Origin of the sequence: Thermococcus piezophilus (genome assembly GCF_001647085.1) — an archaeon.
In the GTDB taxonomy this organism is placed as follows: Archaea; Methanobacteriota_B; Thermococci; order Thermococcales; family Thermococcaceae; genus Thermococcus; species Thermococcus piezophilus.
Genome location: NZ_CP015520.1, coordinates 839,468 through 864,397, shown reverse-complemented (window position 1 = coordinate 864,397; position 24,930 = coordinate 839,468). Strand labels below are relative to the sequence as shown.

At 49.8% G+C, this 24,930-nt stretch carries 25 protein-coding genes, 1 tRNA gene and 6 pseudogenes; 15 read left to right on the top strand and 17 right to left on the bottom strand.

What is annotated here, in order from left to right:
• Window positions 1-92: 92 nt before the first annotated feature.
• Window positions 93-650: an orotate phosphoribosyltransferase gene (gene pyrE, locus A7C91_RS04655; RefSeq protein WP_068665336.1), complete on the bottom strand. Its 558-nt coding sequence runs from the start codon at window positions 648-650 to the stop codon at window positions 93-95.
• A gap of 142 nt (window positions 651-792) precedes the next feature.
• Here pyrE and A7C91_RS04650 point away from each other — a divergent pair, with 142 nt between their 5' ends.
• Complete coding sequence (locus A7C91_RS04650) at window positions 793-1,497, top strand: hypothetical protein (RefSeq protein WP_068665334.1); 705 nt, start codon at window positions 793-795, stop codon at window positions 1,495-1,497.
• On the opposite strand, the gene A7C91_RS04645 is transcribed toward A7C91_RS04650, so the two are convergent.
• From A7C91_RS04645 to A7C91_RS04625, 5 genes are all read right to left on the bottom strand, one after another.
• Entirely contained in the window at window positions 1,481-3,163 is a 1,683-nt protein-coding gene (locus A7C91_RS04645; RefSeq protein ID WP_068667398.1) for an ATP-dependent DNA ligase, read from the bottom strand. The genes A7C91_RS04650 and A7C91_RS04645 overlap by 17 nt on opposite strands.
• A gap of 49 nt (window positions 3,164-3,212) precedes the next feature.
• On the bottom strand, window positions 3,213-4,115 hold the full coding sequence (locus A7C91_RS04640; RefSeq protein ID WP_068665332.1) for a pantoate kinase: 903 nt from the start codon (window positions 4,113-4,115) through the stop codon (window positions 3,213-3,215).
• A gap of 74 nt (window positions 4,116-4,189) precedes the next feature.
• A complete protein-coding gene (locus A7C91_RS04635; RefSeq protein WP_068665330.1) occupies window positions 4,190-5,848 on the bottom strand; it encodes a Na+/H+ antiporter NhaC family protein in 1,659 nt (552 codons plus the stop codon).
• A 309-nt stretch (window positions 5,849-6,157) separates the two neighbouring features.
• On the bottom strand, window positions 6,158-6,745 hold the full coding sequence (udg, locus tag A7C91_RS04630; protein ID WP_068665328.1) for a type-4 uracil-DNA glycosylase: 588 nt from the start codon (window positions 6,743-6,745) through the stop codon (window positions 6,158-6,160).
• Between the two features lie 9 nt (window positions 6,746-6,754).
• Complete coding sequence (locus tag A7C91_RS04625; protein WP_068665326.1) at window positions 6,755-7,114, bottom strand: hypothetical protein; 360 nt, start codon at window positions 7,112-7,114, stop codon at window positions 6,755-6,757.
• A gap of 216 nt (window positions 7,115-7,330) precedes the next feature.
• Between A7C91_RS04625 and tes the strand changes: the two genes are divergently transcribed.
• Window positions 7,331-9,106 carry a tetraether lipid synthase Tes gene (gene tes / locus A7C91_RS04620; RefSeq protein WP_068665324.1) on the top strand — a complete coding sequence of 592 codons (1,776 nt, stop codon included), beginning with the start codon at window positions 7,331-7,333 and terminating at the stop codon, window positions 9,104-9,106.
• Between the two features lie 10 nt (window positions 9,107-9,116).
• A complete protein-coding gene (locus tag A7C91_RS04615; protein ID WP_068665322.1) occupies window positions 9,117-9,416 on the top strand; it encodes a DUF3213 domain-containing protein in 300 nt (99 codons plus the stop codon).
• A gap of 364 nt (window positions 9,417-9,780) precedes the next feature.
• On the opposite strand, the pseudogene A7C91_RS04610 reads toward A7C91_RS04615, so the two are convergent.
• Window positions 9,781-10,760: pseudogene (locus tag A7C91_RS04610) on the bottom strand (DUF2139 domain-containing protein).
• Between the two features lie 341 nt (window positions 10,761-11,101).
• Between A7C91_RS04610 and A7C91_RS11110 the strand changes: the two are divergent.
• Window positions 11,102-11,191, top strand: a pseudogene (locus A7C91_RS11110) (IS6 family transposase); the annotation flags it as partial.
• 45 nt (window positions 11,192-11,236) lie between these two features.
• On the opposite strand, the pseudogene A7C91_RS11680 reads toward A7C91_RS11110, so the two are convergent.
• Window positions 11,237-11,383: pseudogene (locus A7C91_RS11680) on the bottom strand (EVE domain-containing protein); the annotation flags it as partial.
• A gap of 375 nt (window positions 11,384-11,758) precedes the next feature.
• Between A7C91_RS11680 and A7C91_RS04605 the strand changes: the two are divergent.
• The 3 genes from A7C91_RS04605 to A7C91_RS04595 all read left to right on the top strand — a co-directional run bounded on the left by A7C91_RS04605 (window position 11,759) and on the right by A7C91_RS04595 (window position 13,910).
• Window positions 11,759-12,208, top strand: coding sequence for a plasmid mobilization protein (locus tag A7C91_RS04605; protein ID WP_068665320.1), 450 nt, complete (start codon window positions 11,759-11,761; stop codon window positions 12,206-12,208).
• 100 nt (window positions 12,209-12,308) lie between these two features.
• Window positions 12,309-13,259 (top strand): DNA adenine methylase, encoded by a 951-nt coding sequence (locus tag A7C91_RS04600; RefSeq protein WP_068665318.1) that lies wholly within the window; start codon window positions 12,309-12,311, stop codon window positions 13,257-13,259.
• 27 nt (window positions 13,260-13,286) lie between these two features.
• Window positions 13,287-13,910: a hypothetical protein gene (locus tag A7C91_RS04595; RefSeq protein ID WP_199920114.1), complete on the top strand. Its 624-nt coding sequence runs from the start codon at window positions 13,287-13,289 to the stop codon at window positions 13,908-13,910.
• Here A7C91_RS04595 and A7C91_RS04590 read toward each other — a convergent pair.
• Complete coding sequence (locus tag A7C91_RS04590; protein WP_068665313.1) at window positions 13,907-14,863, bottom strand: DNA methyltransferase; 957 nt, start codon at window positions 14,861-14,863, stop codon at window positions 13,907-13,909. The two genes, A7C91_RS04595 and A7C91_RS04590, sit on opposite strands and share 4 nt — an antisense overlap.
• Window positions 14,864-14,961: 98 nt before the next feature.
• Between A7C91_RS04590 and cobO the strand changes: the two genes are divergently transcribed.
• Together cobO and A7C91_RS04580 are read left to right on the top strand one after the other, a co-directional pair.
• A complete protein-coding gene (gene cobO / locus A7C91_RS04585) occupies window positions 14,962-15,489 on the top strand; it encodes a cob(I)yrinic acid a,c-diamide adenosyltransferase (RefSeq protein WP_068665311.1) in 528 nt (175 codons plus the stop codon).
• 107 nt (window positions 15,490-15,596) lie between these two features.
• Window positions 15,597-15,848 (top strand): stationary phase-response protein, encoded by a 252-nt coding sequence (locus A7C91_RS04580; protein WP_012572490.1) that lies wholly within the window; start codon window positions 15,597-15,599, stop codon window positions 15,846-15,848.
• A gap of 50 nt (window positions 15,849-15,898) precedes the next feature.
• Here the strand turns inward: A7C91_RS04580 and A7C91_RS04575 are convergent, their stop codons facing one another.
• Together A7C91_RS04575 and A7C91_RS04570 are read right to left on the bottom strand one after the other, a co-directional pair.
• Window positions 15,899-16,459, bottom strand: a complete 561-nt coding sequence (locus A7C91_RS04575) for an aldolase (protein WP_068665309.1) — start codon at window positions 16,457-16,459, stop codon at window positions 15,899-15,901.
• Window positions 16,456-17,037, bottom strand: a complete 582-nt coding sequence (locus A7C91_RS04570) for a hypothetical protein (protein ID WP_068665307.1) — start codon at window positions 17,035-17,037, stop codon at window positions 16,456-16,458. Before A7C91_RS04570 ends, A7C91_RS04575 begins: the two co-directional genes overlap by 4 nt.
• Window positions 17,038-17,107: 70 nt before the next feature.
• Between A7C91_RS04570 and A7C91_RS04565 the strand changes: the two genes are divergently transcribed.
• Window positions 17,108-17,185 (top strand) — tRNA-Tyr (locus A7C91_RS04565).
• A gap of 132 nt (window positions 17,186-17,317) precedes the next feature.
• Complete coding sequence (gene enfR / locus A7C91_RS04560) at window positions 17,318-17,761, top strand: transcriptional factor EnfR (protein ID WP_068665305.1); 444 nt, start codon at window positions 17,318-17,320, stop codon at window positions 17,759-17,761.
• A 33-nt stretch (window positions 17,762-17,794) separates the two neighbouring features.
• Here enfR and A7C91_RS04555 read toward each other — a convergent pair.
• From A7C91_RS04555 to A7C91_RS10755, 3 genes and pseudogenes are all read right to left on the bottom strand, one after another.
• A pseudogene (locus A7C91_RS04555) lies at window positions 17,795-18,396 on the bottom strand (LrgB family protein); the annotation flags it as partial.
• Complete coding sequence (locus A7C91_RS04550) at window positions 18,393-18,794, bottom strand: CidA/LrgA family protein (RefSeq protein ID WP_068665303.1); 402 nt, start codon at window positions 18,792-18,794, stop codon at window positions 18,393-18,395. The gene A7C91_RS04550 and the pseudogene A7C91_RS04555, both read right to left, overlap by 4 nt.
• Window positions 18,791-19,383, bottom strand: a pseudogene (locus A7C91_RS10755) (helix-turn-helix domain-containing protein). Before A7C91_RS10755 ends, A7C91_RS04550 begins: the two are co-directional and overlap by 4 nt.
• 527 nt (window positions 19,384-19,910) lie before the next feature.
• Here A7C91_RS10755 and cas2 point away from each other — a divergent pair.
• Window positions 19,911-20,168, top strand: coding sequence for a CRISPR-associated endonuclease Cas2 (gene cas2, locus A7C91_RS04545; RefSeq protein WP_068665301.1), 258 nt, complete (start codon window positions 19,911-19,913; stop codon window positions 20,166-20,168).
• Window positions 20,169-20,197: 29 nt separating this feature from the next.
• On the opposite strand, the gene A7C91_RS11675 is transcribed toward cas2, so the two are convergent.
• The 3 genes and pseudogenes from A7C91_RS11675 to cas1b all read right to left on the bottom strand — a co-directional run bounded on the left by A7C91_RS11675 (window position 20,198) and on the right by cas1b (window position 22,094).
• Window positions 20,198-20,572, bottom strand: a complete 375-nt coding sequence (locus A7C91_RS11675) for a helix-turn-helix domain-containing protein (RefSeq protein ID WP_234394471.1) — start codon at window positions 20,570-20,572, stop codon at window positions 20,198-20,200.
• A complete protein-coding gene (locus A7C91_RS11670) occupies window positions 20,569-20,886 on the bottom strand; it encodes a hypothetical protein (protein ID WP_234394470.1) in 318 nt (105 codons plus the stop codon). The genes A7C91_RS11675 and A7C91_RS11670 overlap by 4 nt, the downstream gene beginning before the upstream one ends.
• 162 nt (window positions 20,887-21,048) lie before the next feature.
• Window positions 21,049-22,094, bottom strand: a pseudogene (gene cas1b, locus A7C91_RS04535) (type I-B CRISPR-associated endonuclease Cas1b).
• 166 nt (window positions 22,095-22,260) lie between these two features.
• Between cas1b and A7C91_RS11105 the strand changes: the two are divergent.
• From A7C91_RS11105 to A7C91_RS04520, 3 genes are all read left to right on the top strand, one after another.
• On the top strand, window positions 22,261-22,854 hold the full coding sequence (locus tag A7C91_RS11105; protein ID WP_199920113.1) for a type 2 periplasmic-binding domain-containing protein: 594 nt from the start codon (window positions 22,261-22,263) through the stop codon (window positions 22,852-22,854).
• A gap of 66 nt (window positions 22,855-22,920) precedes the next feature.
• Window positions 22,921-23,406 (top strand): hypothetical protein, encoded by a 486-nt coding sequence (locus A7C91_RS04525; protein WP_199920112.1) that lies wholly within the window; start codon window positions 22,921-22,923, stop codon window positions 23,404-23,406.
• Between the two features lie 13 nt (window positions 23,407-23,419).
• The gene (locus A7C91_RS04520; protein WP_199920111.1) at window positions 23,420-24,916 is read left to right on the top strand and encodes a hypothetical protein; all 1,497 of its coding nucleotides are present in this window, start codon (window positions 23,420-23,422) and stop codon (window positions 24,914-24,916) included.
• The last annotated feature ends 14 nt before the right edge of the window (window positions 24,917-24,930 follow it).

Sequence of the window (24,930 nt, the reverse complement as noted above, 5' to 3'; positions counted from 1 at the left end):
AAAGCCATAACCGAAGCGGGGACATCCTGGAAAGATGGATATTCGGAGAAAAGAAAAAAAAGGAGAAGCTCCCCCACAAGCTGCACGAGGGCCTACTCCCGCTTCTCTATACGGACAAGGCCCCTGCGGGCAAAAAGCTCTGATACAGAGACGAGTGGGAGGAAGGCATACTTCTCTTCTATCTTTTCCTTAGCTCCCTCCTCCCTGTCTACTACAACGCTTATCACAACAACTTCCGCACCCTGCTTTTCAAGTATCTCCGCGGCCCTCAGGACACTCCCGCCGGTCGTCGTGACGTCTTCAACGAGGAGGATTCTATCTCCAGGATTAATCTCACCCTCGATCTGCTTCCCCGTGCCGTGCTCCTTCTTTTTCTTTCTGACGATGATGAGAGGCTTGTCGGTCTCAAGGGCCAGGGCCGTTGCGATGGGAACCGCTCCAAGCTCTGGACCAGCTATTCTATCGAACCCCATGCCCATCTCTTCCACCCTGGACTTCATCAACCGCGCGATGAGCTTCAGAGCCTTCGGGTTCGTTATGAGCTTCTTGACGTTTATGTAGTAGTCGCTCTCTTTGCCGGAGGTAAGAACGAAGTGTCCGAAGATTATTGCCTCCTCCTGGAATATCAGCTCGATGAGCTCGTCCTTCATTTTAAACACCCCCATGTCAATCGTGGCATGAATTCAGCATTAGATATACACAAACCTTAAAAAGCTTGGCTATTCTATCAAGCCTTGTCCTTCAGGGCGGGGAGGAAATCAGGTTAATAAGCGATAAAGGAGAAACTATATCATGCCAGTGGTCGAAAGGGTCATCGAGTACTACTTCGGGGTTGTAGTGGTGGTTGGCGGTTTAAGCGTTCTCCTCGGCGTAAAGTGCACGCTTAGAACCTGGAGGCGCTTCCCAGAAGTGAGATGGCTTGGCAGGGCATTTGGGATGGGACTCTTAGCGTTGATTCTTGCCTCCATTCTTGAGCTTCCGGTTCTCCTTCTCGGAAGTGGGCTGGCTTTGGCGGCAGCCGCTGGTCTCGTCGAGGAGAGTGTTAAGCTTCTTCCCCTAGCCTTCTTCAGGGATGCCCAAAAATGGGAAAAGTGGAAACTGGTAGCAGGAACCGGTTTCTTCCTTGGCTTAATAGAGGGATTGGCTTACACCATGGGGATAATATCTCTCGGGGAGAGTCTATACTTAGCCGGCGTTAGAGTGGTTCTCGTCGGACTCCACACCGTTTGGGCTGTAGTATCGGCCGGTTTTCTCCTGAGTGGAAGAAGATGGAAAAGGTTCCGCGGGCTGGCGTTCTCCATGGCTGCACATGCAGTTTACGATTTGCCCCCACTGGCGGCAATCGAGGGCCTGCCTGTTGAGGTTGTTACCTCTTTAGCAGCCATATCTACGGCATTCATGCTCGTCACTGCGGCGATGGTGGAGAAAGCGGCCAAGCTTGCCACAGGGCTGATCCCAGAGGAAGAAGAGAAAGAGGAGCTCACCTCTTTGCCCTGAACCTCTCCTGGAACTCGTAGAGCTGGGCGATGCGCTCCAGAGTATCGGCCTCTTCTGGACCCTTGTCTTCCCTCAGGGCCAAGTAGCGCGGGAAGCGCAAAGCGAAGCCGCTCTCATACTTCGGGCTCTTCTGTATCTCCTGGTAAGTTACCTCAACGACCACCTTGGGCTCTATCTCGACGTATTTGCCCTCCTCCTTGACTATGAGGGGTTTGAGCATCTTGGTGAACTCGACCAGATCCTCATCCGTGAAGCCGCTACCCACCTTTCCAACGGGAACAAAGCGGCCCTGCTCTGGGTCATAGGCGGCAACTAGGAACGAGCCAAGTACATGGGCGCGCCTTCCCTCACCCCACTCCGCACCTACGATGACGAGGTCTAAGTTCTCCATCGTCGGCTTTATCTTGAGCCACTTCTTGCCCCTGTTTCCAGGCTCGTAGACGGAATCCAAGCGCTTCGCCATGAGCCCCTCGTGACCGAGCTCAAGGGCTCGCTTGTAAAACTCCTCCGCATCCTCCGGGTTCTTCGTGACGAGCTGCTGGGCGAGCTTAACCTTCCCACTTTCCTCGACAATTTCCTCGAGCCTGGCTCTCCTCTCCCGGAATTGAACGTCTATAAGCCCTTCCCCGTCAACGTATAGGGCGTCAAAGAGATTCAGCTCCAGAGGGATTTTCTCTATCATCTCCTCTATGTTGTACTTCCTCCTGAAGCGCCTGAGCACGTACTGGAAGGGCCTTGGACGGCCGCCGTCCCCGACCGCCACCAGTTCGCCCTCGACTATCGCCTTTTCCGCCTTTATATGGGACTTTATCGCCTCAACCATCTCTGGGATTGAACGTGTGACGTTCTCCAGCCTGCGGGAGTAGACTACAACCGTATCGCCGTCCTTGTGGATCTGAACTCGCGCCCCATCGTACTTTATCTCAAACGCCGCTTCACCGCCCATCTCGATTAAGGCCTCTTTGACGTTTGCCGCCAGCTGGGCCAGCATCGGCCTTATCGGCTTACCTATCTGGATCTGAACCTTTGAAAGACCCTCGTTGCCCTCAAGCTTGGATACCTTCGCCACGTAGCCGAAGTCGCTAGTGAGCATGTAGGCGCGCTCAACTAACTCCGCCTTGACCTTGAAGGCCTCGGCTATCGCATCCCTCAGAATTCCCTCGGCGACACCGGTCCTCATTGTTCCAAGGACAGTTCTGGCCAGATATTTTCCTTCCTCAGCCTCGGCGTCCATGAAGAGGTTGGCGAGGTATTTTAGCTTCCTGTCCTGGCTCCCTTCGCCACTCGCCTCGGATATCTTGACAAAGGTCTTGTAGACGCGCTTTATAGTGAGCGGCTGGGAGAAGAAGCTCTTCTGCCTCTTTTTCTTCAATGCCAGAGCCACGCTCTCGCCCAGATCACCCGTGTCTTTGATGGAGTTTTCTATTTCCTTCTCCGGGATGCCAGTAGCCTTAGAAACGGCCTTTATGAGAAGCTTCTCACCGACACCAAGTTCCCGCTCGTCCCAATCCGGAAAGACCTTACCGAGGATAAGGTATGGGACTATCTCAAGGAGCTCCTCATCAAGAACCCTCTTCAGGAAATCGGCCACAAACTTGGTCTTCAGCGTCTTGAGTGTGGTATTCTCGAGCCTGCGGTAAAGGTCAGAAAGTTCCCTGTATTTCATGTCTGCCATACTCACCACCGAGGGGAATAGGGCTGAAGAAGATAAAAGTCTACCCCACCCACCGCCCAACTTCTGGCCTTCCCCTGAAGACCTCCACGATGTCAAAGGGAACCTCAAGGTCGGTGACAACTTCCCTGACTATTTCAATTTCCTTCGGCCTCACAAGGGCGAAGAGACCTTTGCCGAGCATTATCATTGAGCTTGGGCTGGATAGAACATTATCTATCTGCTTCGCCAGCTCGAGGAGTTCCCCGCTCAGGAGGCCGGTTCTTTCGGCGAACTCCCTAGCGAGAACCATCATGCGTTCCGGTCTCGGATCGGCGAGGAGTCTTTCCAAGGCTTTTGAGCCTTCGACCTCTATGGCCCTAATTACGTCGCCGTCGAGCACTTCCTTTGTCGAGAGTCTTCCAAGGGGAACAACGAGCACCCTGCAGTCCTCGAAGAACAGATTGTCCACCACACCGATTCCCGGGCCGCCGGCCTTTACTCTGATCTCTATACCCCCGGCGAGCTGTCCCACAATGTCACCGAGGCCACCTTTGTTGAGAACCTCGTGTTTGTGAGCGATTTGGGCGGCCCTTAGGTAGGTTCCCCCAAAGCGGTATGATAGGGCAAGAGCCGTCCCCAGGGCTCCACCGGCACTGTTGCCAAAGCCGTAGCCGTTGGGAAAGTCGAAGTACTGCCATATCTCAACCCTACCTGTGAAATCCATTGGAACGAGCTCTTCAGCGACGGAGTGGCTTATCACGGCCTCGTCCTTCTTCACAGGCTCGCCGTTGAAGGCCACGTGAATGTGCCTCTCCAGCGTTCCGGTTTCAACACTGAGAAAGACGTTCGTGCCATTGGAGAGGTTCACACCGGCCCCCAGCGAGCCTGCTTTAAGCGGATCATCGTGAAAGCGCGGGACGAAAAAGGCTGTGATGTGGGCGGGAACGAAAGCTCTAATCAGCATCACCATCACCTCTAAGAAGAGTGCTCTCTCATGTTTTTAAAATTGGTGAAGGAAAGGTACGGAAAAAGAGGAAATCACTCTTCAGCCACGTAGATGGGCACCTTACCGTGCGGTATGCCGTACTTCTTGCCGTACCACTCGCTGAGGACGTACCACGCACCGACGAGGAGAGCTATACCCAGCGGCAGGAGTATCACCCAGCTCGTGACTCCCAGGGCGAACAGGAGGTACAGCACGCTGCCAATTGTCGCAACCGTGAAGGCATAGGGTATTTGGGTTGTGACGTGGTCTATGTGGTCAGAACCACTGAACATGGAGCTCATGATGGTGGTATCACTGATGGGTGAGCAGTGGTCGCCGAAGATGCTTCCGGTAAACGTGGCTCCGATGGTGGCGAAGACTATCTCATTAACTTGACCTTTGGTAAAAGCCAAGCTGAGCTGGACTCCAAGCGGAACCATTATAGCAAAAGTTCCCCAGCTAGTTCCCGTGGTAAACGCAACGAACATCGCAGAGAGGAACATTATCAGCGGCATCCATGGTCCGAGGTTTGTTCCAGAGCTGGTCGCAAGACTGATGACGTAGTCACCGGTTCCAACGCTTTCAGCGGCGGTTCCAAGGCTCCATGCAAGGACAAGGATGGTGTTGGCGAAGAGCATCTGCTTCATTCCCTTTATAACGGTGTCTTCCCACTCCTCAACGGTCATCTTCCTCCTGCCAAGAAGCATTATGCTGGCAACGACGACCATGGCGAAGGAGCCCCAGAGGAGTGCTGTTGCAGCGTCGGCCTCACGGAAGGACTCGATGAAGCTGTAGTTGAGGAAGTTGACACCGAACGGGTTCTCCAGATCGGTCCACCAGCCGAGATCCTGACTGTAGGCTTCCAGGTTGGCCGCCCCGGTGTACCAGAGTGCCAGCATCGAGACTCCAACAAGGACGAGTATGGGAATCACAAAGTCCCAGAGGTTTCCGCCCTCCTTGGGCATTCCCAAGTCAACCTCGGTCGTCATGAGCGGCTTCGCACCGTCGCGGAGGACTTTGCCCTTGGTCCTGGCGCGGTATTCAGCCTTCAGCATGGGGCCGTAGTGCCTGTGGGTATATGCAACGATGAAAACGAGTAGTATTGCCAGTATCGAATAGAACCTATAGGGAACACTTGAGAGCCAAGCGTCGTAGGTTCCGTAGACGATGTTGGCGCTGTCGAATCCCTTTCCTATCATGAGCAGCTCGTATCCTATCCAAGTTGAGACGAGTGCCAGTCCAGCTACCGGTGCCGCGGTAGAGTCGTCTATGTAAGCGAGCATCTCCCTGGAAATCCTCATCCTGTCAGTTATGGGCCTCATGGTGTTTCCGACGACTATGGTGTTGGTGTAGTCATCGAAGAACACCAGTACACCAAGGATCCATCCGAGGACTGAGGCTTCCCTGCTGCTTTTGACCCTCCTTGCCAGGGAAGCCGCCAGCGCGTGGACTGCGCCGGACTTGTAGATAAGTCCGACACCCGCGCCGATCAGGAAGTCAAATATGAGTATCCTGGCGTTCCAGTCGCTTGTAACGCTACTAACAATCCACTCCAGCGTCTGGGTGGTTCCGACCACTGGATTGCCGCCGGCGACCATCACTCCACCAATCCAGACGCCCGCTAACAGCGCCAGGATGACCCTCTTTGTCCAGATAGCTAAAATAATGGCAACCAATGGGGGCAGTAGCGCCAACACACCGAAGTCCGACACATTTTCACCTCCTGAAGTGTTTCATGCAAAGGAATACGAGGCAAATATAAAGCTTTCTGTATATCCTTTGTCATACTGTCGTATTCTCGAAAAATTTTTGGGAACGCTTCCACCCATTAAAGACTCAGTTACTGCATTCGAGGTGAATTTCACGGATCTCTGCATTAATTGGGACTTTCAAGTACATTAATGTCTACTAATATCATAAAAACCTTTCCCAGAAAAAGCTTCAGAAAAGCGCAATTAAACCTTAAAAATGCTGAAAGAGAGAAAATCACTCAGAAGAGTAAGTGATGAGTGAAGAAATTTTCACAAAGATTCTCCAATCAGCGTTTTCAACTTATGAAAGTCCTTCATGAGCTCCTCCCTCAAAGTTGGACGGTAAAGGGCGACGGCAGGGTGGTACATCGGCATTATGACAATCTTCCCGAAAAGTGTGTGCGCTTCGAAGGTTTTTCCGTGTATCTTGCTTATCGGCTCAGTATCGAAGCCGAACTTCTCGAGTATGTAACGCATCGAGTGTCTCCCAAGTGGAACGATGACCTTTGGCTTTATGATGTCTATCTGCCTGTCAAGATACGGCGAACAAGCCTTGATTTCATCCTCCGTTGGGTCTCTATTGTCTGGAGGACGGCATTTGATTATGTTGGTGATATAGACGTCCTCTCGTTTAAGGCCAATCTCCGCCAAAAGCTCGTCAAGAACCTTTCCTGCCCTCCCAACGAAAGGAAGCCCTTTCTGGTCCTCCCAGTAGCCCGGAGCTTCCCCGACGAACATCACCTTGGCCTCGTAGCTCCCAGCACCTGGAACTGTGTTCGTCCTGAGCTCGCCGAGGGGACACTTTCGGCAGCTTCTAATTTTCTCCGCTAGCTTTTTCATGAGCTCTTCTTTCCCCATGAGAACACCTCAGAGCTTCTGCGTCAGTGCCTTCTGAGAGAGGTAAGCCTTGAGGAACTCGATCCAGGCTGTGTAGTAGCCCCTCTCGTACTCGTCGCGGAAGTCGTGCTCGAGAATTCCCCCGAAGTGCTTCAGCAGCTTCTCGGCCTTCTCCCTGTCATGCTCCTTTATAAGCTGGACTATCAACGCATCGGGGTCGTTGTCCTTTATGGCGCTCATGAATCCAGTTATCGCCTTGCCGTAGCCGCGCCCCCACTCGTCGCTCCCGACCATCTTCTGGAGCTTTTCGAGATGGGTCTTGGCCTTGCTGAAGTCCCTCCTGAGGAGCGCCCGGAAGAACATCTCCATCCTCATCTCTCTCGCTGGCATTCTACCACCGCCTTAAGTTTGACCCGGAACTTTTAACCGTTTCTTCCCGCCAAGACTTTAGCCCCTACCCAGTGGGATGCTCAAAACTTCACCAGGTAAGCCAGATGAACCCACCCCCATCCCACCTATGAAAGCAAATCTGCATATTTACGCAAAAGTTTTTATACTCAGTGATTGAAGACTCGACTAAAGGCAAAGATGGGAGAGGTGACCCCTATGGCAGAGAGTGTTGGCGAAGTACCCAGCGGGGAAAAGGAGTTCGAGCAGCTCACCCGCAGAGTACGGGACATCATTGAGTTTCCCGAGCTCACGGAGGAAGAGTTTGAGGAGATGATAAAGGCCGCCAGCAGGAATTACGGCGACCCGCTGCCACATAAGACGTATTCCCTGTGTCCCGAGACGAGGAGAGTCGTTCCCGCACTCATCTGGGAGAAGGATGGAAAGGTTTGGATAACCAAGCGCTGTCCCGAAGGCATGATCACCGATGTTTATTATGAGAGCGTTGAGCAGTACTACCGCTTCCAGAAATGGAAGTATGACTGGAGGCTCCTCAGTTTCAACGTCGAGAACTCAGGCGTCAACTGCCCCTTCGACTGTGGATTGTGTGCCAGACACCGCTCTCACACCAACCTGCTCAACATCGTTCTCACCAACCGCTGCAACCTGAGCTGCTGGTACTGCTTCTTCTACGCCAAGGAAGGCCAGCCCATCTACGAGCCGACGCTTGAGCAGATTCGCATGATGCTTCGCAACGCTAAGAAGGAGTACCCAGTTGGAGCCAACGCCGTTCAGCTCACGGGTGGAGAGCCAACAATTAGAGAAGACCTCATAGAAATCATCAAGATAGCGAAGGAAGAGGGCTACGACCACGTCCAGCTAAACACGGATGGAATCAAGCTCGCCTTCGAGCCAGAGCTGGTCACGAAGATTAGGGAGGCAGGGGTGAACACCCTCTATCTGAGCTACGATGGAATGACGCCCCAGACCAACTGGAAGAACCATTGGGAGATTCCGCTCATCTTCGAGAACGTAAGGAAGGCAGGCGGTCCCGGAATAGTGCTCGTTCCAACCACCATAAGGAACGTCAACGACCACGAGCTCGGTGCGATAATCAACTTTGGCCTTAACCACCTCGACATCGTTAGAGGTGTGAACTTCCAGCCGATTTCTCTCGTCGGCAGGGTTCCAAAGAAGGAGCGCCAGAGGTTCAGGATAACAATCCCAGGAGCAATAAAGCGCATAGAGGAGCAGACCGGCGGGGCAATAGCGATGGATGACTGGTACCCAATACCGATAGCCGGCCACATAGCGCGCTTTTTCGAGGCCTTCACCGGCTCTCGCTACTACATGACCAGCCATTACTGCTGCGGTGCTGCCACCTACGTCTTCCTCGACAGGGAAAAGAAGCGCGTCGTTCCGATCTCGCGCTTCCTTGATGTTGAGGGCTTCGTCGAGTACCTTGAGAGCAGGGCTGAGGAAATAGAGAAGTGGAAGCAACTCGGCAGGCTCCAGAAGCTCAAGCTCGGAGCCGAGATATTCCTCAAGTTCAAGAGCTTCTACGACGAAAAGTACGCTCCCAAAGACCTCGACGTCCTCGGCCTCATCAAGAACGCCTTCATGCACGGAAACTACGAGGCCCTTGGAAAGTTCCACATCAACGCGCTCTTCCTCGGAATGATGCACTTCATGGACGAGTACAACTACGACGTCGAGAGGGTTGAGCGCTGCGTCATCCACTACGCCCTGCCCGACGGAAGAATAGTGCCGTTCTGTGCCTTCAACGTGATTCCAGAGCTCTACAGAGACAAGGTCCAGGCCCAGTTCAGCTACACCTGGGAGGAGTGGAAGAAGCTGCACCCAGACTGGGACTACAAGAAGGACAAGTACGTAAGGACAAAAGAGTTCGTCGAGAAGATGAAGAACAGCGAGCTCTACAAAAAGACCTACATCGACATAGAGGACTACTTCGGAACGATAAATACGAAGGCCTGAGGTGGTGGCAATGAACCCCGAGAAAACCCTCACAAAACTCGACTTCAGGTTCGGAAGGATAACCCCCGAGGAAGCCAGAGCAAAGCAGTACGAACTCCTGACGGATACAAGAATATGGCGGGCCTTCATCAACGGCTTCGCCCGGAACGGCTACGTGGTGTTTGATGAGGAAAAGCTGAGCCGGGAGGAGCTCATCGGAAAGCTGAAGGAGCTTGAGCCCGAGGTTACCGGTGAGGAGCACTTAACAGTTGCGGATCTCATCAAGTCCAGTCACAGCTGGAACAACCTCCTCGGCAAGGCGGAGTCCTGAGGAAATAAAAAGGAATCAGCGAAGATCTATTCTGACTTTTCATTTCAGATCTTCCTTTTCGAGTTCGAACGAAGCGATTCCGCTGAAGTAACTTAGATCCAGGACGTTCTTCCCTCACTTCAGCTCAAAGGTCTCGGCCTGAGCCTTAGTGGGAGGAAGCAAGAGGTCGTACTCGTAAACGGTGACCCTGTTGTCAGAACTCAGGTAGAACACAGCCCTCAGCTCGCGGTAGCCGTCGAGTGGAATTCATCCGAACGTCCCCGCCCCAAAGTTTCTGGCCATGCTCGGGAGTGACAGGGGCAGGGAAAAGCTTACAGCTGGAGGTCTTTCTTGGAGGATTTTCTCATCGAGGAGAACGATGTCCCTAACGCCCCGTATCGAAGGGCGTCGCCTCAGTTTCACTTGTGTTGGGTGCGCTGTTCATCACCAGGAGAATCTTCCCCTCGGCCTTCTCTATGCTCGTTATCCTCGCCCCGAAGGCGCCAACTATCTTGACCACCGGCGGCGCGATGTACACCAGAACGCTGGGGCAACTATCGTGTTGGTTATCCTTGCGTTCACTGCCACCTCCTCGTTTCCGGACATGTATACCGCGTTATGGTGCGCGTTGAATGCCGTGAGAATACCTCCCCCGACGTTTACCACGTTCACCCTGAAGGGTGCGTAGAACGTGTAGAAATCGAACAGCCTGAAGAAGGTGAAATCCTCGCCCATGAAAGGGTTTCCAACGAAGAGTCCGCCGCGGACAAATGCAAAAGCACGGTTATAAGAGCTTGCCATTGCTCCCAGCTCTGGCCTTATGTACGGTCCCCCGTTGACGCTTTTCCCGGGTTCAAAGGTCTCCCACTTCCCGGTTATCAAATCAAGCGCTCTGGACTCCCTTATCCCACCCACGAAGTTGTTGCCGACTCCAACGAATATGCTGTCGTGCACGAGGGTTCCCTTCAGGGCCGGTTCGTGCATCAGGGCCTCAGCTTTGCCGGTTCTCCTGTCGAGGGTGTAAACGCCAAGGTTTGCGTGGCCGTCCTCCCTGGCCAGCAGGAGTCTGTCGCCGTATGGATCGTAGATTATATCGCTAACCTCATCCGTCCAGTCGGTCTCGTGGTGGATTGACTCCTTCCAGAGAAGCCTCACAGTGTCGTTTTCTGTGTCGTAGGCGTGCACGTGGGAGTACTTGTTGACGAAGCTTATCGTCCGGTTTTTATAGACCGCGGGCGCGTGAACCCAGCCGCCGAAGTAGATGTACTCATCGACGGCAGTTACCGCGTTGTAGGTGTCCCCACCGGAGGTTGACCCATCGCCGACCAGCGTGAAGTCGTAGGTTTTCTCCTCACCATCCCCAATGAAGTGGGCCTCGGCTTCAAATGCGAGGGTGAAGTGGAGAACGCCGTTGTGGCACCCAAGGCCGAATACCCCGCCACTGCCCTATTCGAGGCCGTAGCGCGGGGAGAAGCGGTAGTTTCTGAGCAGCATCTTATCACCCAACGAAATTAGGGTGACCAGCCTTATTGGCATTTCGGGAGGCTTTTTATACTTCAACACCACAGAGGGGAATATGTACCGGGGGTTCACTCTCGATGAACATCACGAATGGTATAAGCCACAAAGGACCTATTGGTATAATTTTGTTAGGGTTCACTCTCGATACGGTGAGGTCAATTGTGAACTTCTTGAAGTGGAAGAGGTATAATTTTGTTAGGGTTCATTCTCGATTTGATTCTCCGCCTGGTGATGTAACTGAATGGCTTCATGAGGTGAATCCACAGTTATCCTGACAGTATGTTTCAATAGGGAGAAAAGTTTATAAATCCACCACAAAGTCAAAACAGGTTTTCAATCAGCCTATAGTCCTCCTCCAGGATCTCTCGCATAGCCTTGCCCATTAAATGCCCGCTCCAGCGTTTTTTGTTCGTAATAAAGTTGAGCTTTGGAGTCAATGGTTTAAAGTTGAGCTCGCCGAGTTTGATTTAGGGGTAAATGGGCATGAGTTGGCGTAAACTCTTTGGAATTGGGAGGCTTAAGTTTTATTCTAAAGTCAAATTCCTTATACTTACCGCGCCGGTTGCCTTTTTCCAGTTTGATTGTTGTGTTATTAACTTGAAACTCGCTTGGAACTTCGAACGTCCGTTTTATTTTTTGCTCTTATCGACAATTTCCACTTCAAGTCTCTTAATCTCGTTATCGTCCTTTTCTAGAACGGTGATTTTGGCAATGTCCCCGGTTTTTAATATCCTCTCTACAGTCTCTGGCAGGAATATCCCCTATAAATCCCATATCCTTAAATTTTTCAGCGGGTTAACCTTTAAATTCTCTTTATGTTGCACGTTATATTGGTGGAACTCATGTTCGAAAAGATCATAAAACAACTCATAGCGTTAAAGACCCCGGCTACCCGTAAGCTAAAAATTCCCGTTGCTGGAACTAGGGCCTTTGAGGTGATCCTGAAATCTAAAAATGTCCCAAATGAGACTACTGCCGTTGAACTGGCCGTGAATGAGTTTGCTAAATATTCTGGAGGAGATCCTCAAGTAGTTTCTGATTTCAAGAAAATTCTTGCTAGGGAATTTTCAGGGTTAAATGGCACCAAACTGCTTAAGAAAAAAGCTAGGGCCCTCAAAGAAATATGGGAAATTGAAGCTAGAACGGTAGCTGCCAGAAACAAGCGGAATAAGTGGTTGTCAATCCGCGTTACTGGGGAAGAGTATGAGACGATTTCTAAGCAGGCACAGGAGGAGGGATTGGACATATCTAACTATATTAGAAAGAGGTTGGGTCTCGAGTATAAATCATGAACATTATGTTGCACCAAAAGTTTTATATTTATGTTGCACGTAATTTTATCGAATGCCTTATTAGGGCGTGACCTAAATAATGGCTAGGAGGATGTAATCGATGGCAGAACCTATCCTTAAGTGGGCCGGTGGGAAGAGGCAGATACTCCATGAAATCGTTGCGTTAATGCCAAAGGACTTTAGAAATAGAACGTTCCATGAGCCATTTTTTGGCGGCGGTGCGGTTACTTTCTGGATGGAGCCCAAAAGGGGGACTATAAACGACATAAATCCCAAACTCATAAACTTCTATGTCGTTGTTAGAGATCACGTTGACGAACTAATTGAAGATGCAAAGAGGCACAAAAATGAGAAGGAGTACTTCTACAAGGCTCGTGCGGAGTTCAATGAGATAGTTAGAAACGGATTTGAAATTCCAAATATTAGACTCGCGAGCCTGCTTTTGTACTTAAATAAAACTGCCTTCAATGGCTTATACCGCGAGAATAGGAAAGGCGAGTTCAATGTTCCGTTTGGTAGATACAAAAACCCTAAGATAGTAGACGAAGAGCGACTCAGAAAGGCTAGTGAAGTTTTGAAAAAGCTCGATATTTACAACGAAGACTTCACCTATATCTTGAGAGTTGCCAAGCCTGGAGACCTGGTTTATTTTGATCCCCCCTATCACCCTGTTTCAGAAACTGCCAGTTTTACCAGCTATTCAAAGGAAGATTTCAGCAAAGAAGACCAGGAGCGCCTCAGAGACGTCTGCCTTGAACTCCATGAGAAAGGGGTTTACTTTATCCTAAGCAACTCCTATGTAAAGCCAATTCGTGAGCTGTATGAGGGGATAGAGGGATTTAGAATATCCAAGATCTACGCAAAGAGGCCAATAAACTCAAAAGCCGATCGCAGGGGTGAAGTCCCTGAGATGCTCGTTACGAATGTTCCTACGGAATTACAATTGGGCCGGGAAAGAGCAAAGCTCCTTGTCAACAGCGATAAATCGAAGGCTTTGATGACTTCTAAGTCGCTTATTGAGTATTTAACCGTTGCAGAGCGATCTATTTAAAAAGTCCTGCCTTCTTTTTGATATTTGGTGAAGTTCGTGAAAGTGGATGATGTTTTTGAGATAGTTCAAAAGCTAAGACCTGCAGAAATAAAGGAGACTAAAAAGACCCGTAGAGTTATCAAAGAAGGAGGAAGGGCCCTGTTATATTCTGGCTCCAACGGAACCAAGGTCTACATTGTCAGAACAGACAAGATATGTCCGGGAGATTTTAAAGTCGTTCTCCAACCTGAGGGAAGAAAAGAATTTGCCCCAACACATGTTCGGTTGTTCTTTGACTTGTATCTTAAGCGGATAAGTGATGAAAAGCATGCGAGGGCTGTGTTTTTGGCATTTGAACGGATTAATCATGGAGATGACATAAATGAGGTTCTAGACGACGTTCGGGGTATAAATTTCTCAATGGAACTCGATCCCCCTGATGTAACTGTTTTCTATGGCTCATTACTAATGGCCGAGCAGGATTGGAATTATGGTAGCAGGGGATGCAAAGAGAGCAAACTTGATCCTCCCCGAGAGTTTCTTATGCGGTTCATACGATGGATCGCACAGAGCGAATACGGTGATATAGACAAAATAATAACGACTGCCGTTCGAAATAGGCCAGCGCCGAAGAAATATGGTATTTCCCTTTTTGAGCTTTGGAGGAGTTAAACCACTCTACTTTCTCGGAATTTCTCGATTTTCTCCCCTTCTCCCAATTTTCTGAATACGAACAGATGTTCATGTGCAATCAGATAGAAGTCTCTCTTCTTTGTTTTCCAGGGTTCTGTACCCCTCATATGATGCTGAACCTTGATAATGTCCTCCTTTAATATAAATCCAGCTTCCAAAAACACCTTCATGACTCTAAATGCTATTGGAACATAATGCCTGTGCCGTCTGGTATCTCCAATCAAGATTGCTACATATTTTCCCGGTTTTAGAACCCTATAAAATTCCTCGGCAACCTTCTTTATTTCTGAAACGAATTCATCTATGGATCTTACATTGGACAGATCCCCCTTCACAGGGGACTTTGCTTTTTTTGTATACCCAATGATGTTAGCGTAAGGGGGATGAGTTGCTATTAGATCTATGCTCTCGTCTTCGATTTTGTCTAGATTCCTCGCGTCTCCCTGGTAGAGTCGTATCTTAGGTTTAACCCACTCTATCTCTTCTCTTATGCCAAGGTACGAACTTAACGTAGACTGGTTTTCTATTCTGGGATCATATTCGAAATTTAACCTATCCCATGCAACCATTAGAGCCTCATAATTTATGTCAACCCCGATCCCGTGTCTTCCTAGTAGTTTGCACTCTATCAAAGTTGTTCCACTTCCGAGAAATGCATCTAGTACAAGATCTCCCGGCTTTGTATATTGCAGTATCAGGTTTCGCGGAACCTGGGGCGCCCAATTTCCCCTGTATTTTGCATTTGCATGATGAGTTGCCCATTTCCCCCGCTCTGGAAAGCTCCATACGGTCGTTGTTTCAAGCTTGAAGTTCTGAGGCTGAAATGTTTTGATTGGGATAGGTTTTCCAATCTCTATTCTTTGATTCCCTATAATGACGTGATCGTACTTTTTTATGAATTCCAGATATTCCTCAAACGGAACTTCTCTCATATTTGTTCCTCCATTGCTTTAGTTTGCTTAAGTTTCTTATAACTTTCATCCAAACTCCTAAAAACCCTTGGCGATTATATCCACCCAGGTGAATCCACATGCCCTGGAAAGACAAGCTCGGCTTAGTTCACATCTACACGGGCAACGGGAAGGGAAAAACCACAGCAGCCTTTGGCCTCGCGGTGAGAATGCTCGGCTCCGGCGGGAAGGTGATAATCCTCCAGTTCATGAAGGCCGGGAACGTTTACGGAGAGCAGAAGAAGATAGCGGAATGCGGCGCGGTCATAGAGTCCTTTGGGTTACCGAAGTTCGTCCACGGCAAACCCGAGCCCGACGACATAGAGGCCGCCAAAAGGGCATTAGAGCGCGCTAAAGAGGTGGTCTCAAGCGGCGAGTGGGGTCTGGTAATCCTCGACGAGCTCTGCGTCGCCTTGGGCTTCGGCATGCTCGACGTCGAGGAAGTCAGGGAGCTCATCAAGAGCAAAGCACCCCACACCGAGCTCGTCATCACCGGCCGCTACTGCCCAAAGGAGCTCTTCGAGTTAGCTGACTACGTCACCGAGATGAGGGAGATAAAGCACCCCTACCAGAGGGGCATCCTGGCGAGGAAAGGGATCGAGTACTGATTTTCCTTCTTTAGTTTCGACGTTAACCGAAAAGTTTTTTAGTTAGGAAAGCTTAAGATAACCCGAGGAGATTTTAGTAACAATTCTTTAGAAAAGGGGGTGATAGAATGAGCGAGCTGATTCACCAGATTGTGCAGGTTCTCAAGGAGCAAGTCGTCCAGGACACTGTCGTTCCGAGGAACATTAGGAGAGCCGCCGAGCAGGCTATAGAGGTTCTCCTCGACGAGAGCAAGGAGCCGGCCGTCAGAGCCGCCGACGCGATAGCCATCCTTGAGGAGATTAGCGAGGACCCGAACATGCCTATGCACACGAGGACCATAATCTGGGAGGTCCTCGGAGCTCTTGAGCAGGTTAAGTGAGCGCTTTTACTTTTCCCGCTCATTTCCTGCGTTTTGATGATTCGTGTTGCTTATACTTTTCTGCTCAAGTACCATAGCTTTGCGCTCTCCTCAACCAGTTCGGCCTTGTAGAATGCTTCCCTCAGGCTCTTCCCGACGGTGACGATGCCATGCTTTTCCATCAGGACGGCGTCTGACTGACATATAACCCCTGCGACAGCCTCTGCCAGCTCCTTCGTTCCGGCGGGCCTAAAGGGTACAATCGGTATCCTTCTTAGGTACAGCTCCGCCTCTGGAGTTATTATCGGGAGTTCCATCTCGAGCATGGTCGCTGCAATTATTGAATACGGTGGGTGGAGGTGGGCTATAGCCTTGACGTCCGGTCTATCGCGGTAAATCGCCAGGTGGAGCCTGTACTCGGAGGAGGGCCTAATAGCTGACAGCTGTTTTCCGTTCATGTCGATTACCGCCACCTGCTCCTTAGTCATGTCGTCCATGACGGCCCCTGTGGCCTTGATAAAGATCAGATTTCCCTGTCTTATGCTTAAATTACCTCCAAAAGCGGCCGTTAGGCCCCTCTCGTGGGCGAGGCGGGAGTATTGGACAAGCTGGGACTTAACAGCGCGGCTCATTTCCTCACCACCTTAACTCCATAACCGCAGTCCAAGCAGTATGCCTTCTCACCCCTCCAGGCCAGCTCCCCACCGCAGATTGGGCAGGTGGTAACGTCTTCTCCCTCCCTCCAGCGCTCGTAGGTTTCTCCGTCGATGACGAGAAACATTCCCCCGTTGTCCTCCTCGAAGTGGCCCAGCACAGGGCTGCTTTCGGGCTCTAGGCTTTTCTCATCTAGGATTATGGGCTCGATGCCGATGTTGCCCTCGTATTCGAGGTCGTTAGTCGGCAGTATCTCCACCACGAAGGCCTCTATCTTCTTGTCGTGGTATGCTATGACCTCGAGGGCGTCGCTCAGCTCTCCGCTGGAGGAGATTACGTCAATGATGAGGTTCTCGTTCCTCGCGAAGACCAGCGCAATTAAAAAGCGGCTCCTGTAAACGGCAAGCCCCCTGTCTAAACAGCTCTCCTCAAGGCCGAACTCCTTCATTGCCTCTCTAACCTCTTCGCCGCTCGGCAGACGGCCGTTCTCCCTTATGAAGTCCCCGATCCACTTCGCGAGTGGCATGGCGAGGGTAATGGGTTCGTAAAGCTTCATGCTCTCACCGTGGCTAACTCGGGAGAAAAATTTATAAACCTACCCCGTTCACTATGGAACGGGCACAGGTCCCGCGGTAGCCTAGCCTGGGAGCGGCGGCGGACTGTAGATCCGCAGGTCCCCGGTTCAAATCCGGGCCGCGGGACCACCAGAATTCAATGAACTTGACGTCATCGCCTTCTCCACGAGGAAGGGTTCTAATGGGCCTTTTCTCCACAGGAAAGTTTAGTGGGGGAAAAAGTTTTAACCTTTTGATACCTGTTAAACTTAGGTGTTTAAAATGGCAGGGAAAAACTTCCTCACAGAGCAGCAGATTAAAATCCTCCGTCTGCGTGCGAGAGGGCTTAAGCAGAGCGAGATAGCCGAGCTTTTGGGTACGAGCAGGGCCAACATAAGCATACTCGAGAGGAGGGCCATTGAGAAGATCGAGAAGGCCAGAAACACCATCCTCATCTGGGAGCAGATAAACTCCAAGATAAGTGTTGAGGTTAGAAAGGGTGAGGACATATTCGCGGTCCCTGATAAGCTCTTCAAGAAGGCGGACGAGCTTCAAATTAAGGTTCCGTACAGCACGGCCGAGGTCATAGCCTTCCTCGTCGAGCATGCCCCAATCGCAGACAGGATTGCCAAGCGTGACTTCACGCTCTTCCTCGACGCCAAGGACAGGCTCAGGATAAGCGAGTGCCTACTTGAGAAGTTCGACGAGATAGGGAAGCACGAGTGACGTGAAGATTCCGTTTAGGGCCATGGCTAAACCGCTCACCGCTCCGCTCAGCTCGTCGTCCAGGATTATCCGGGCCGTTCCGAGTCCGTGAGACGTGACTCCCATGGCAGACCCTTTGCGATTCTGTTCTTTATCCCGGCCAGGTTCAGCAGTTCCATCCCAACGGCGTTGCCCAGTATTCCAGTTAGGATGACGAGTACTGCCGTCAGAGCTGGGACTCCGCCTATCTTCTCGCTGATGCCAATGGCTATCGCCGTCGTCACGCTCTTCGGCGCTATGCTAAGGAGGATGTTCTCGGGGGCCCCGAGAAGCTTGGCGATGTAGAAAGCAGTTAAAATGGCTGTCGTTCCGCCGAAGATTATCCCGAGGCAGATTTCCTTGGCGTAGACCCTTATAGTTTCCCTCCCCTTGTAGACTGGAACCGCGAGGCTTACCACCGCCGGCCCCAAGAGGAAGCTGAGGATCCTCGCGCTGTCCATGTAGTACTCGTACGTCACGCCCAGTTCCCTGAGCAGAACCACTATGGTGATTATCGAGAGGAGCACGGGGTTGAGGTAAAAGGCCTTTTTCTTCCTGTAGAGCTCTGAGAACGCGTAAAAGACTATTAGCGTGAGCGTTATCCCGAAGGGGTTCATTTGCTCTCCCCTCTGCCGTTTTTCTCTCTAACCAACTCGACGACCTTTGCCGTTGCCACCAGTGTAACGAGGAAGCTGAGGATCAGGGCGGCAAATATCGGGACCGCCTGGCTCTTTATTAGGCTAAGGTAGGTTACTACACCAACTCCTGGAGGGATGAAGAGGATGCTCATGTTCCTCACGAGGAACTCGGCTTCTCTCTCGACCCATTCAATCTTTACCAGACCGCTCAAAAGCGCTAGGATCAGGAGGACCATTCCCACGACGCTTCCTGGAATCGAGAGGTTTAGCCACTCGCCCAGCCACTCGCCGATAAGGAAAAAGCCGAGGATGATTGCCAGCCCTAACAAAATTATACCAATAGGTCCTTTGTGGCTTATACCATTCGTGATGTTCATCGAGAGTGAACCCTAACAAAATTATACCAGAAGGCAAAGGGAAAAACAAACCTCCAATCCTTACTCCTGAAATTATTCCAGAAACTTCTAGCTTTAACAGTCCTGAACCAGCGCTCAACACAGTTCTCAAGCTTAATTACGTGAACAGAACCAGCCCCAAGGACTTAACGGCAGGCTTGTATTAGCGTTTTATCAACCATAAAAAACCTGCTCGCAGGGATTTTAAAACAACCAGAATGAAATCCCAGGCAACCCACCAGTTTGACTACAGTGATCCAGACTTCAAGCCTTACTTTCGACATCAATCGCAGCCCTCTTCTCCCCATTGATTCTTATTACAGTCTCATCCACCGCGATGAATTTCCTCTGCTTCCTTACCGCGAGGAGTTTTGGCCGGTAAACCTTTCAACAATTTTTGGACCGCCAAGCCGTTGTGTGGCTGATTTTAAGTATTCCTGGCAACTTGGCGATAGCTGAGGCCTCGCAGGTATAATTCTACTGCCCTGATTTTCTTTTCTGCTGGAATTTTGTTCCGGCGGAAGGGTTTTAAGGCCGAAACCACCAAGTATATGGATGTTTCGGTTCTCATTTCTCTCCCTTTTCTTGAAGTACTACCAGAAACTTAAACCTAATGCCCCACCGCTTATCCTGACAGTATCGAAGGGTTAATAGCAAAGCCCAAGCAAGCCCCCTATTTAGAAAGTTTCATGATTTCCCTTGGCAAATAAACCTCACCACTGAATCCAATTCTTCACTGCACAATAATATCCAAAAGACTTCCAACATTTCAAAAACCCTTTAATTCCAAAAATCCAACTTCCCTAACTTTTAATTTTAAAACGGTCAAATTTCCACGAGGAAGGAATACCAAAAAAGCCCCCAGAATCCTTAATTCCAACTATGTACATTCAAAACGTTACAATTCTAACAAAAATTATAACTTAAAGTAATTTAATAACAAACAATTACTAAAACCTTCCAACACGTTCTCAAGCCTCCATTTTAAAATCAAACCAGATTAGAACCCCAAAATTTCAAGAACTAGAACGTCAGCGAGGATCGAAAAATCTCCAAAAAGATTAAATGGAATTATGGTCAAACTCACTGTGATGAGCCATGTATGTGGTCATTGTTTATGATGTTAATGTTTCGAGGGTTAATAAGGTTAAAAAGTTCCTTCGTCAGTATTTGCATTGGGTTCAAAACAGCGTTTTTGAGGGAGAAACTACCTTAGCCGAGTTCGAGCGCATAAAAGCCGGTCTGCTCGATCTAATTGATGAAGACGAAGACTCTGTGATCATCTACAAGCTCCGCTCAAAGCCAAAAAGGGAAAGCCTTGGGGTAGAGAAGAATCCGATTGATGATATTATCTAACCCTCTCTCCGGCGTCCCTCAACCATTATTTAGGTCCCAGTTGTTGAATTTAACTTCTGCGACTCCATCAGCATAAGGTAAATCCTACCGGCTCCAGTTACGGAATATCGTGGGATTTTTCCTTCCGAGGCATCAGGACGAACAAGATAATAGCCACTCATTTTCTTCAGCTCGTTGCTTATCGTTGCCGGTGAAACGCCAAGCTCTTCTGCTATGGCCCTGACACTTTTTCCCTCACAAAGACCCTTCAAGATTAACATACATCTCCTGCTCTTGGGAGCGAGGAATGGGGTGAGTTCGAGGGAGATATGGCCGGAGAGATTTTCAAAGTCACTCTCAACTATGATCCTGGTCTCATCTAAGCTTAGAAGGGCCAGCATTGTACTCACGATAAGGGGTCTCATCCCCCCGATAGAACCGCAAGGATGACCCTATCCCGTGTTAAATTCCTTTCGATCTCTCTTTTTATCGTCAGCACAATTTCTTCATCTTTAAGGGGAACCTCTAATCGAACTATATTTTCTGCCCCCACTATTGGAATGACTATGCTCTCTATGGCATTCAGTGCGTTGATTGTCCTTGGCTCTTTTTTATAACCCTCGGGTAAAATTGCCACCAGCTTGTCCCCATTTTTAAGTCCATCTATCTCTTCCCGTTTCCTTATTAGGGCTCGAATTATGAACTTCTCATCAAAGCCTACCGGAAAGACAACCAGCAAGATTCCACCCCCTCACCTTCAGGGTCTCAAGAATTTCCTTTCCGATCATATGCCATTCTGTTACATGCTGCCTTGGATGGGATGTCGAGAACTATGTTACAGATTTAACCGGAAGCGCACAGCTAACTCAAAATGCAGAAATTCTCCATGTTTCCCAATGCATCAGAACCACGCCACCAGTGGCTCATACTCTTGGCTTCCAACGAGATGGTTTATCAGCTTATACGCCTCAAGCCTAATTAATCGCTTTTTTGTCACATTTTTCTTTAGTTTGGGATGTTTGACGCTCTTCTCCATCTCTTGGTTAAAGGCTTTTAGGACGATCCTCTTGCCCTCGTCGTTTAGCAGGACTCCATTTAACTCATCCCTAAAATGCTCCTTCTTTATTACGCCCTGCTTCACCAGGCGGTTCGCTATGCGATCTGCTATTATCGGCTTGAAGATCTCGCTCAAATCCAATGCCAGAGAAAACCTTCTCTCACTTGGCTCGTGCAAATAGCTTATCGTTGGGGTCAACTGGGTGTTGTAGATCTCACTAATGATTGCTGGATACAAACGAGAATTTAGGAAGCTTATCAAGGCGTTCATTTCATTTTGAGGAGGCCTTCTCGTTCTCTTCACAATTTTAAAGCCATCGGGCAGAGTTTCATCCCACAGAGCGTAGTATTCCTGCCTGATTCTTGCCTCAACGTTCATAACATAGGTTATCTTTCTCGCGTTTTCAAGCTCCTCCAAGAGTTCAGACAGCAACTTGGAGAAGTCTTCCCCGACCTTCCAGCGCTTCAGGTTGCGCTCCATGTTCCTGGCACTGCCGATGACGAAGAGCTTCGCCAGCTTAATTCTTTTCTCCTCGTCGAGGTAGTGCTCAGCCTGCTTTATCACCAAATCTCCGGAATGGAGGCTTTCCCTCGGGTAAAACGAGCCATCATAATAGCCGTAGTGGTTGAAGAAATGCAGAGCTATACCCTTCTGTGCCAGATAATGAAGGGCCTGGGAAGTTATGGTTACTTTCCCATAAATTTTGATTTGGGTGAAGGTTCCCTTAATCCCTGCAGGGGGGAAGTTATGGTTACTTTCCCATAAATGTAGATATCGTAAATCCCCTCAATTGCCAGAGGCATTCTTTCCCTAACATTTTCAAAGTAAAGGGTGTTCTCCTTCCGGAAGAGGGTTCCATCTGAAAATAAAGTTAAGGACTTCTTTCTCATAATATCACCAGCTTATAACTAACGTTGCCGTTAAAATTGGAAAAGGCTTTTTCAAAAGTCACAACTCCTTGGGTAGTACTTAGCCGTTCTGGTTACTCGCTACAATTACGTGCCCCAAAAGTAGCGGGTAACCAGAACGGCCCCGACCCGGTGGTGTGGGTGGAGAATGCAAACAGCTACAAGAGCGAAGATGTCAAGAAAATCGCAAAAAATAACCTTGCATCCCAGAGATACAGCGACTACATACTTAACCTATACGTGGGATCTCGTGGTCAGAGCAGGGCAGGAAGCGAGGGCTAAACTACTGGCAGACCGTCTCAGCTCCCCGGGAACGACTGCAGCATACGCAACTGCGTGCACAGTTACATCAGGAATATGCGAGACAATGACCGTTGGGCCGCTAAGCATTGTGGGCTGGATATCAAATGGCATTGGATGTACCGTCGCAGCATTCCTCACGCCGAGATTGTATAGTGCAGAAGTAAGTAGAGGGTATGAAACTGAGAGCCGATTCCTCGAAGCACTACAGTTCGCGGGCACAGGAACAATCGCCACAGCAGGTGGACGGCTGTTTGGTAGGCGGCTTGCAATAAAGAGCGGGTATGAGCTGTACAAACTGCCGTACATCCACAAGTTGGACTACGAAAATCTGGAGAAAGCGCTGGAAGCCATCGCCAAGGCGAAGGGGGACGTAACAGTTGGAGATATTCTAAATCTAGATATCTCAGAAGATGAGCTGGAGCTACTCATAGAGATGTAGATGTCTAAAAAGAATGAAGCTCTTAAATCAGTAAAGAATATTCTAAACGAGAGTGTCGGTGAGATTATGGAGGAGGGTGAGAAGGGCATTAAGGAGCTTGCAAAAAAGCTTATAAATTTTCAAGAAGAAATAGAATCTGCCCGCAAAGCGCTCGAGGAGATATGTAATAAAATAGAAAAGGAGCTCGAAGCCCCCAAAAATAGTGACGGTGCGGTAAAAACACAACTAGAAGGCGAACTAAGGCAGTATAAGAGAATATTGTCAAATGTAGAAGATTTTGAGAATCGCCCCAAGGGTAATATAATTAACGAGCTGCAGAAAATCAAGAAGCAGTACCTAACAAAAACGGGCTGGAAGCAGTTGGGATGCAGCGCGGTGGGCGCCGTGGCAGGAAGCCTGTCGGCGATGAGCGTTGCCGCCGTATCCTCTGAAGTATGGCCAACCCTGGAGGTGCGCTTACCCGCGGAGCTACCCACAGCGGCAGAAATTTCTCCCGAGAGGTCCATACTCGGAGACCACGTACTTAATATAAAACCATCAAGCAGTGGTTAATGAGGGGGAACGCATGGTGAGGCTTTACTCGATAGAAAATTTGGGAAGGCGGCGTATGGTGGTAAAGAAGGGGATGTTCAGGAAAGAGATAATAGAGAAAGACTACCACCTCTTTGAGGATATTCCGGAGACTGCCACGCTTGAAGAAGAAAAGATATACAAGGAACACCTCTTAAATCGGCTGAAAGATCCAGAGAATGATGGAATCAGAATACACAGAGCCACCGCTAACACACACACACACCGTATAAAATACGGGGTTGAACGGGAAGATCTCAAAGATAAGCCTATAATGGCGAGGGACCTTCGAGACGCGATGAGATGGAACATATTCCTCCAGTTGCTGACGCATATCCCTGCACTGTCGGGACCAAAATACCTCGACAGCGTTGGCCTTGCAGAGAACAATGTAAAAGTGCTGGAGAACTTCGTCGAAAAAGTCGTGTTTGCACAGCACAGGGAAGAGGCTATGTACAAATTGAAATCACATCACATTGGCGGGATACTGATCAGCTTCGATGAATTGAAGAGGAATCCGGAGCTCCGCAAGAGGTTTGCAAGGGAGTTCGTGCGGGCACACTACGACCTCTTGACGCTGAAGGCAAAGGAGAAGATGGAAGAAGCCGTTGACAAGGCAATTGCGGCAGCCGAAAAAATAGCGGAGATGAAGGTACCGTATTTCGACGAGTTTGGAAAGAAACAGTTCGAGCCCGTATTCAAGTCGCCAGAGGACATATACAAGATACCCGAGCTCGTCGAGTTCCTAAAAATCGTTGAAGAGGTCGTTCCAAAGAAGATACTAAAAGAACCGCTTTCAGTGCCGCCAGCACAGGAGAAAGAGAAGATAGAACCGGAGAAACCAAAATTCCCCGAAACGAAAAAGGCCGTCGAGGAGGAACTGAGAAAGGCAGGGATGCCGGAAGAAAAGGTGAAGATACTTGCGCCGAGGCTGGCGACGGTCAAGTACTTCGAGGAAGCGCTGAACGCGATAGACCACGAAGTGTACAGGAACCTGGGAGGGGTGCCAGTGGAGCACGTGAAAAAGATAAGGAACATGGCACTGGCGAAAAAGCTGGCGGCAGAGCACATATTCAGCGTCTGGGTCAAGGAAGGGATACGCCCGGTTCTACTATCGGAGGTGCCCGAGCAGCACAGGGAACTGATAGAGAGGTACGCAGGGGACATTTACGAAGACACCGAGCGCTTGGCAAAAGCGCACGTGGATGGAACCATTGCAGGGGAATCCTTGATGAACACGATAATTGCGGAGAGGGATCTGGCGGACAAGATTCATGAAGCTACCTCAAAGCTCCTTTCAGATCCATCGGCACTGAAGGAGATACTGGAGGAGCAGAGGACGGCTCTAAAGGTGCTCACTGGGAATGATCCGGGGAGGTACATGGTGAAGATGGATCGGCTGAAGGAGTACAAGGAAGTTATCAAGATGCACATGGACAAAACCCGGCCGGTGATCGTGAAGCACGTGGAGAAAGATAGTATCCGGGTATAAAGAAGTCCAAAAAC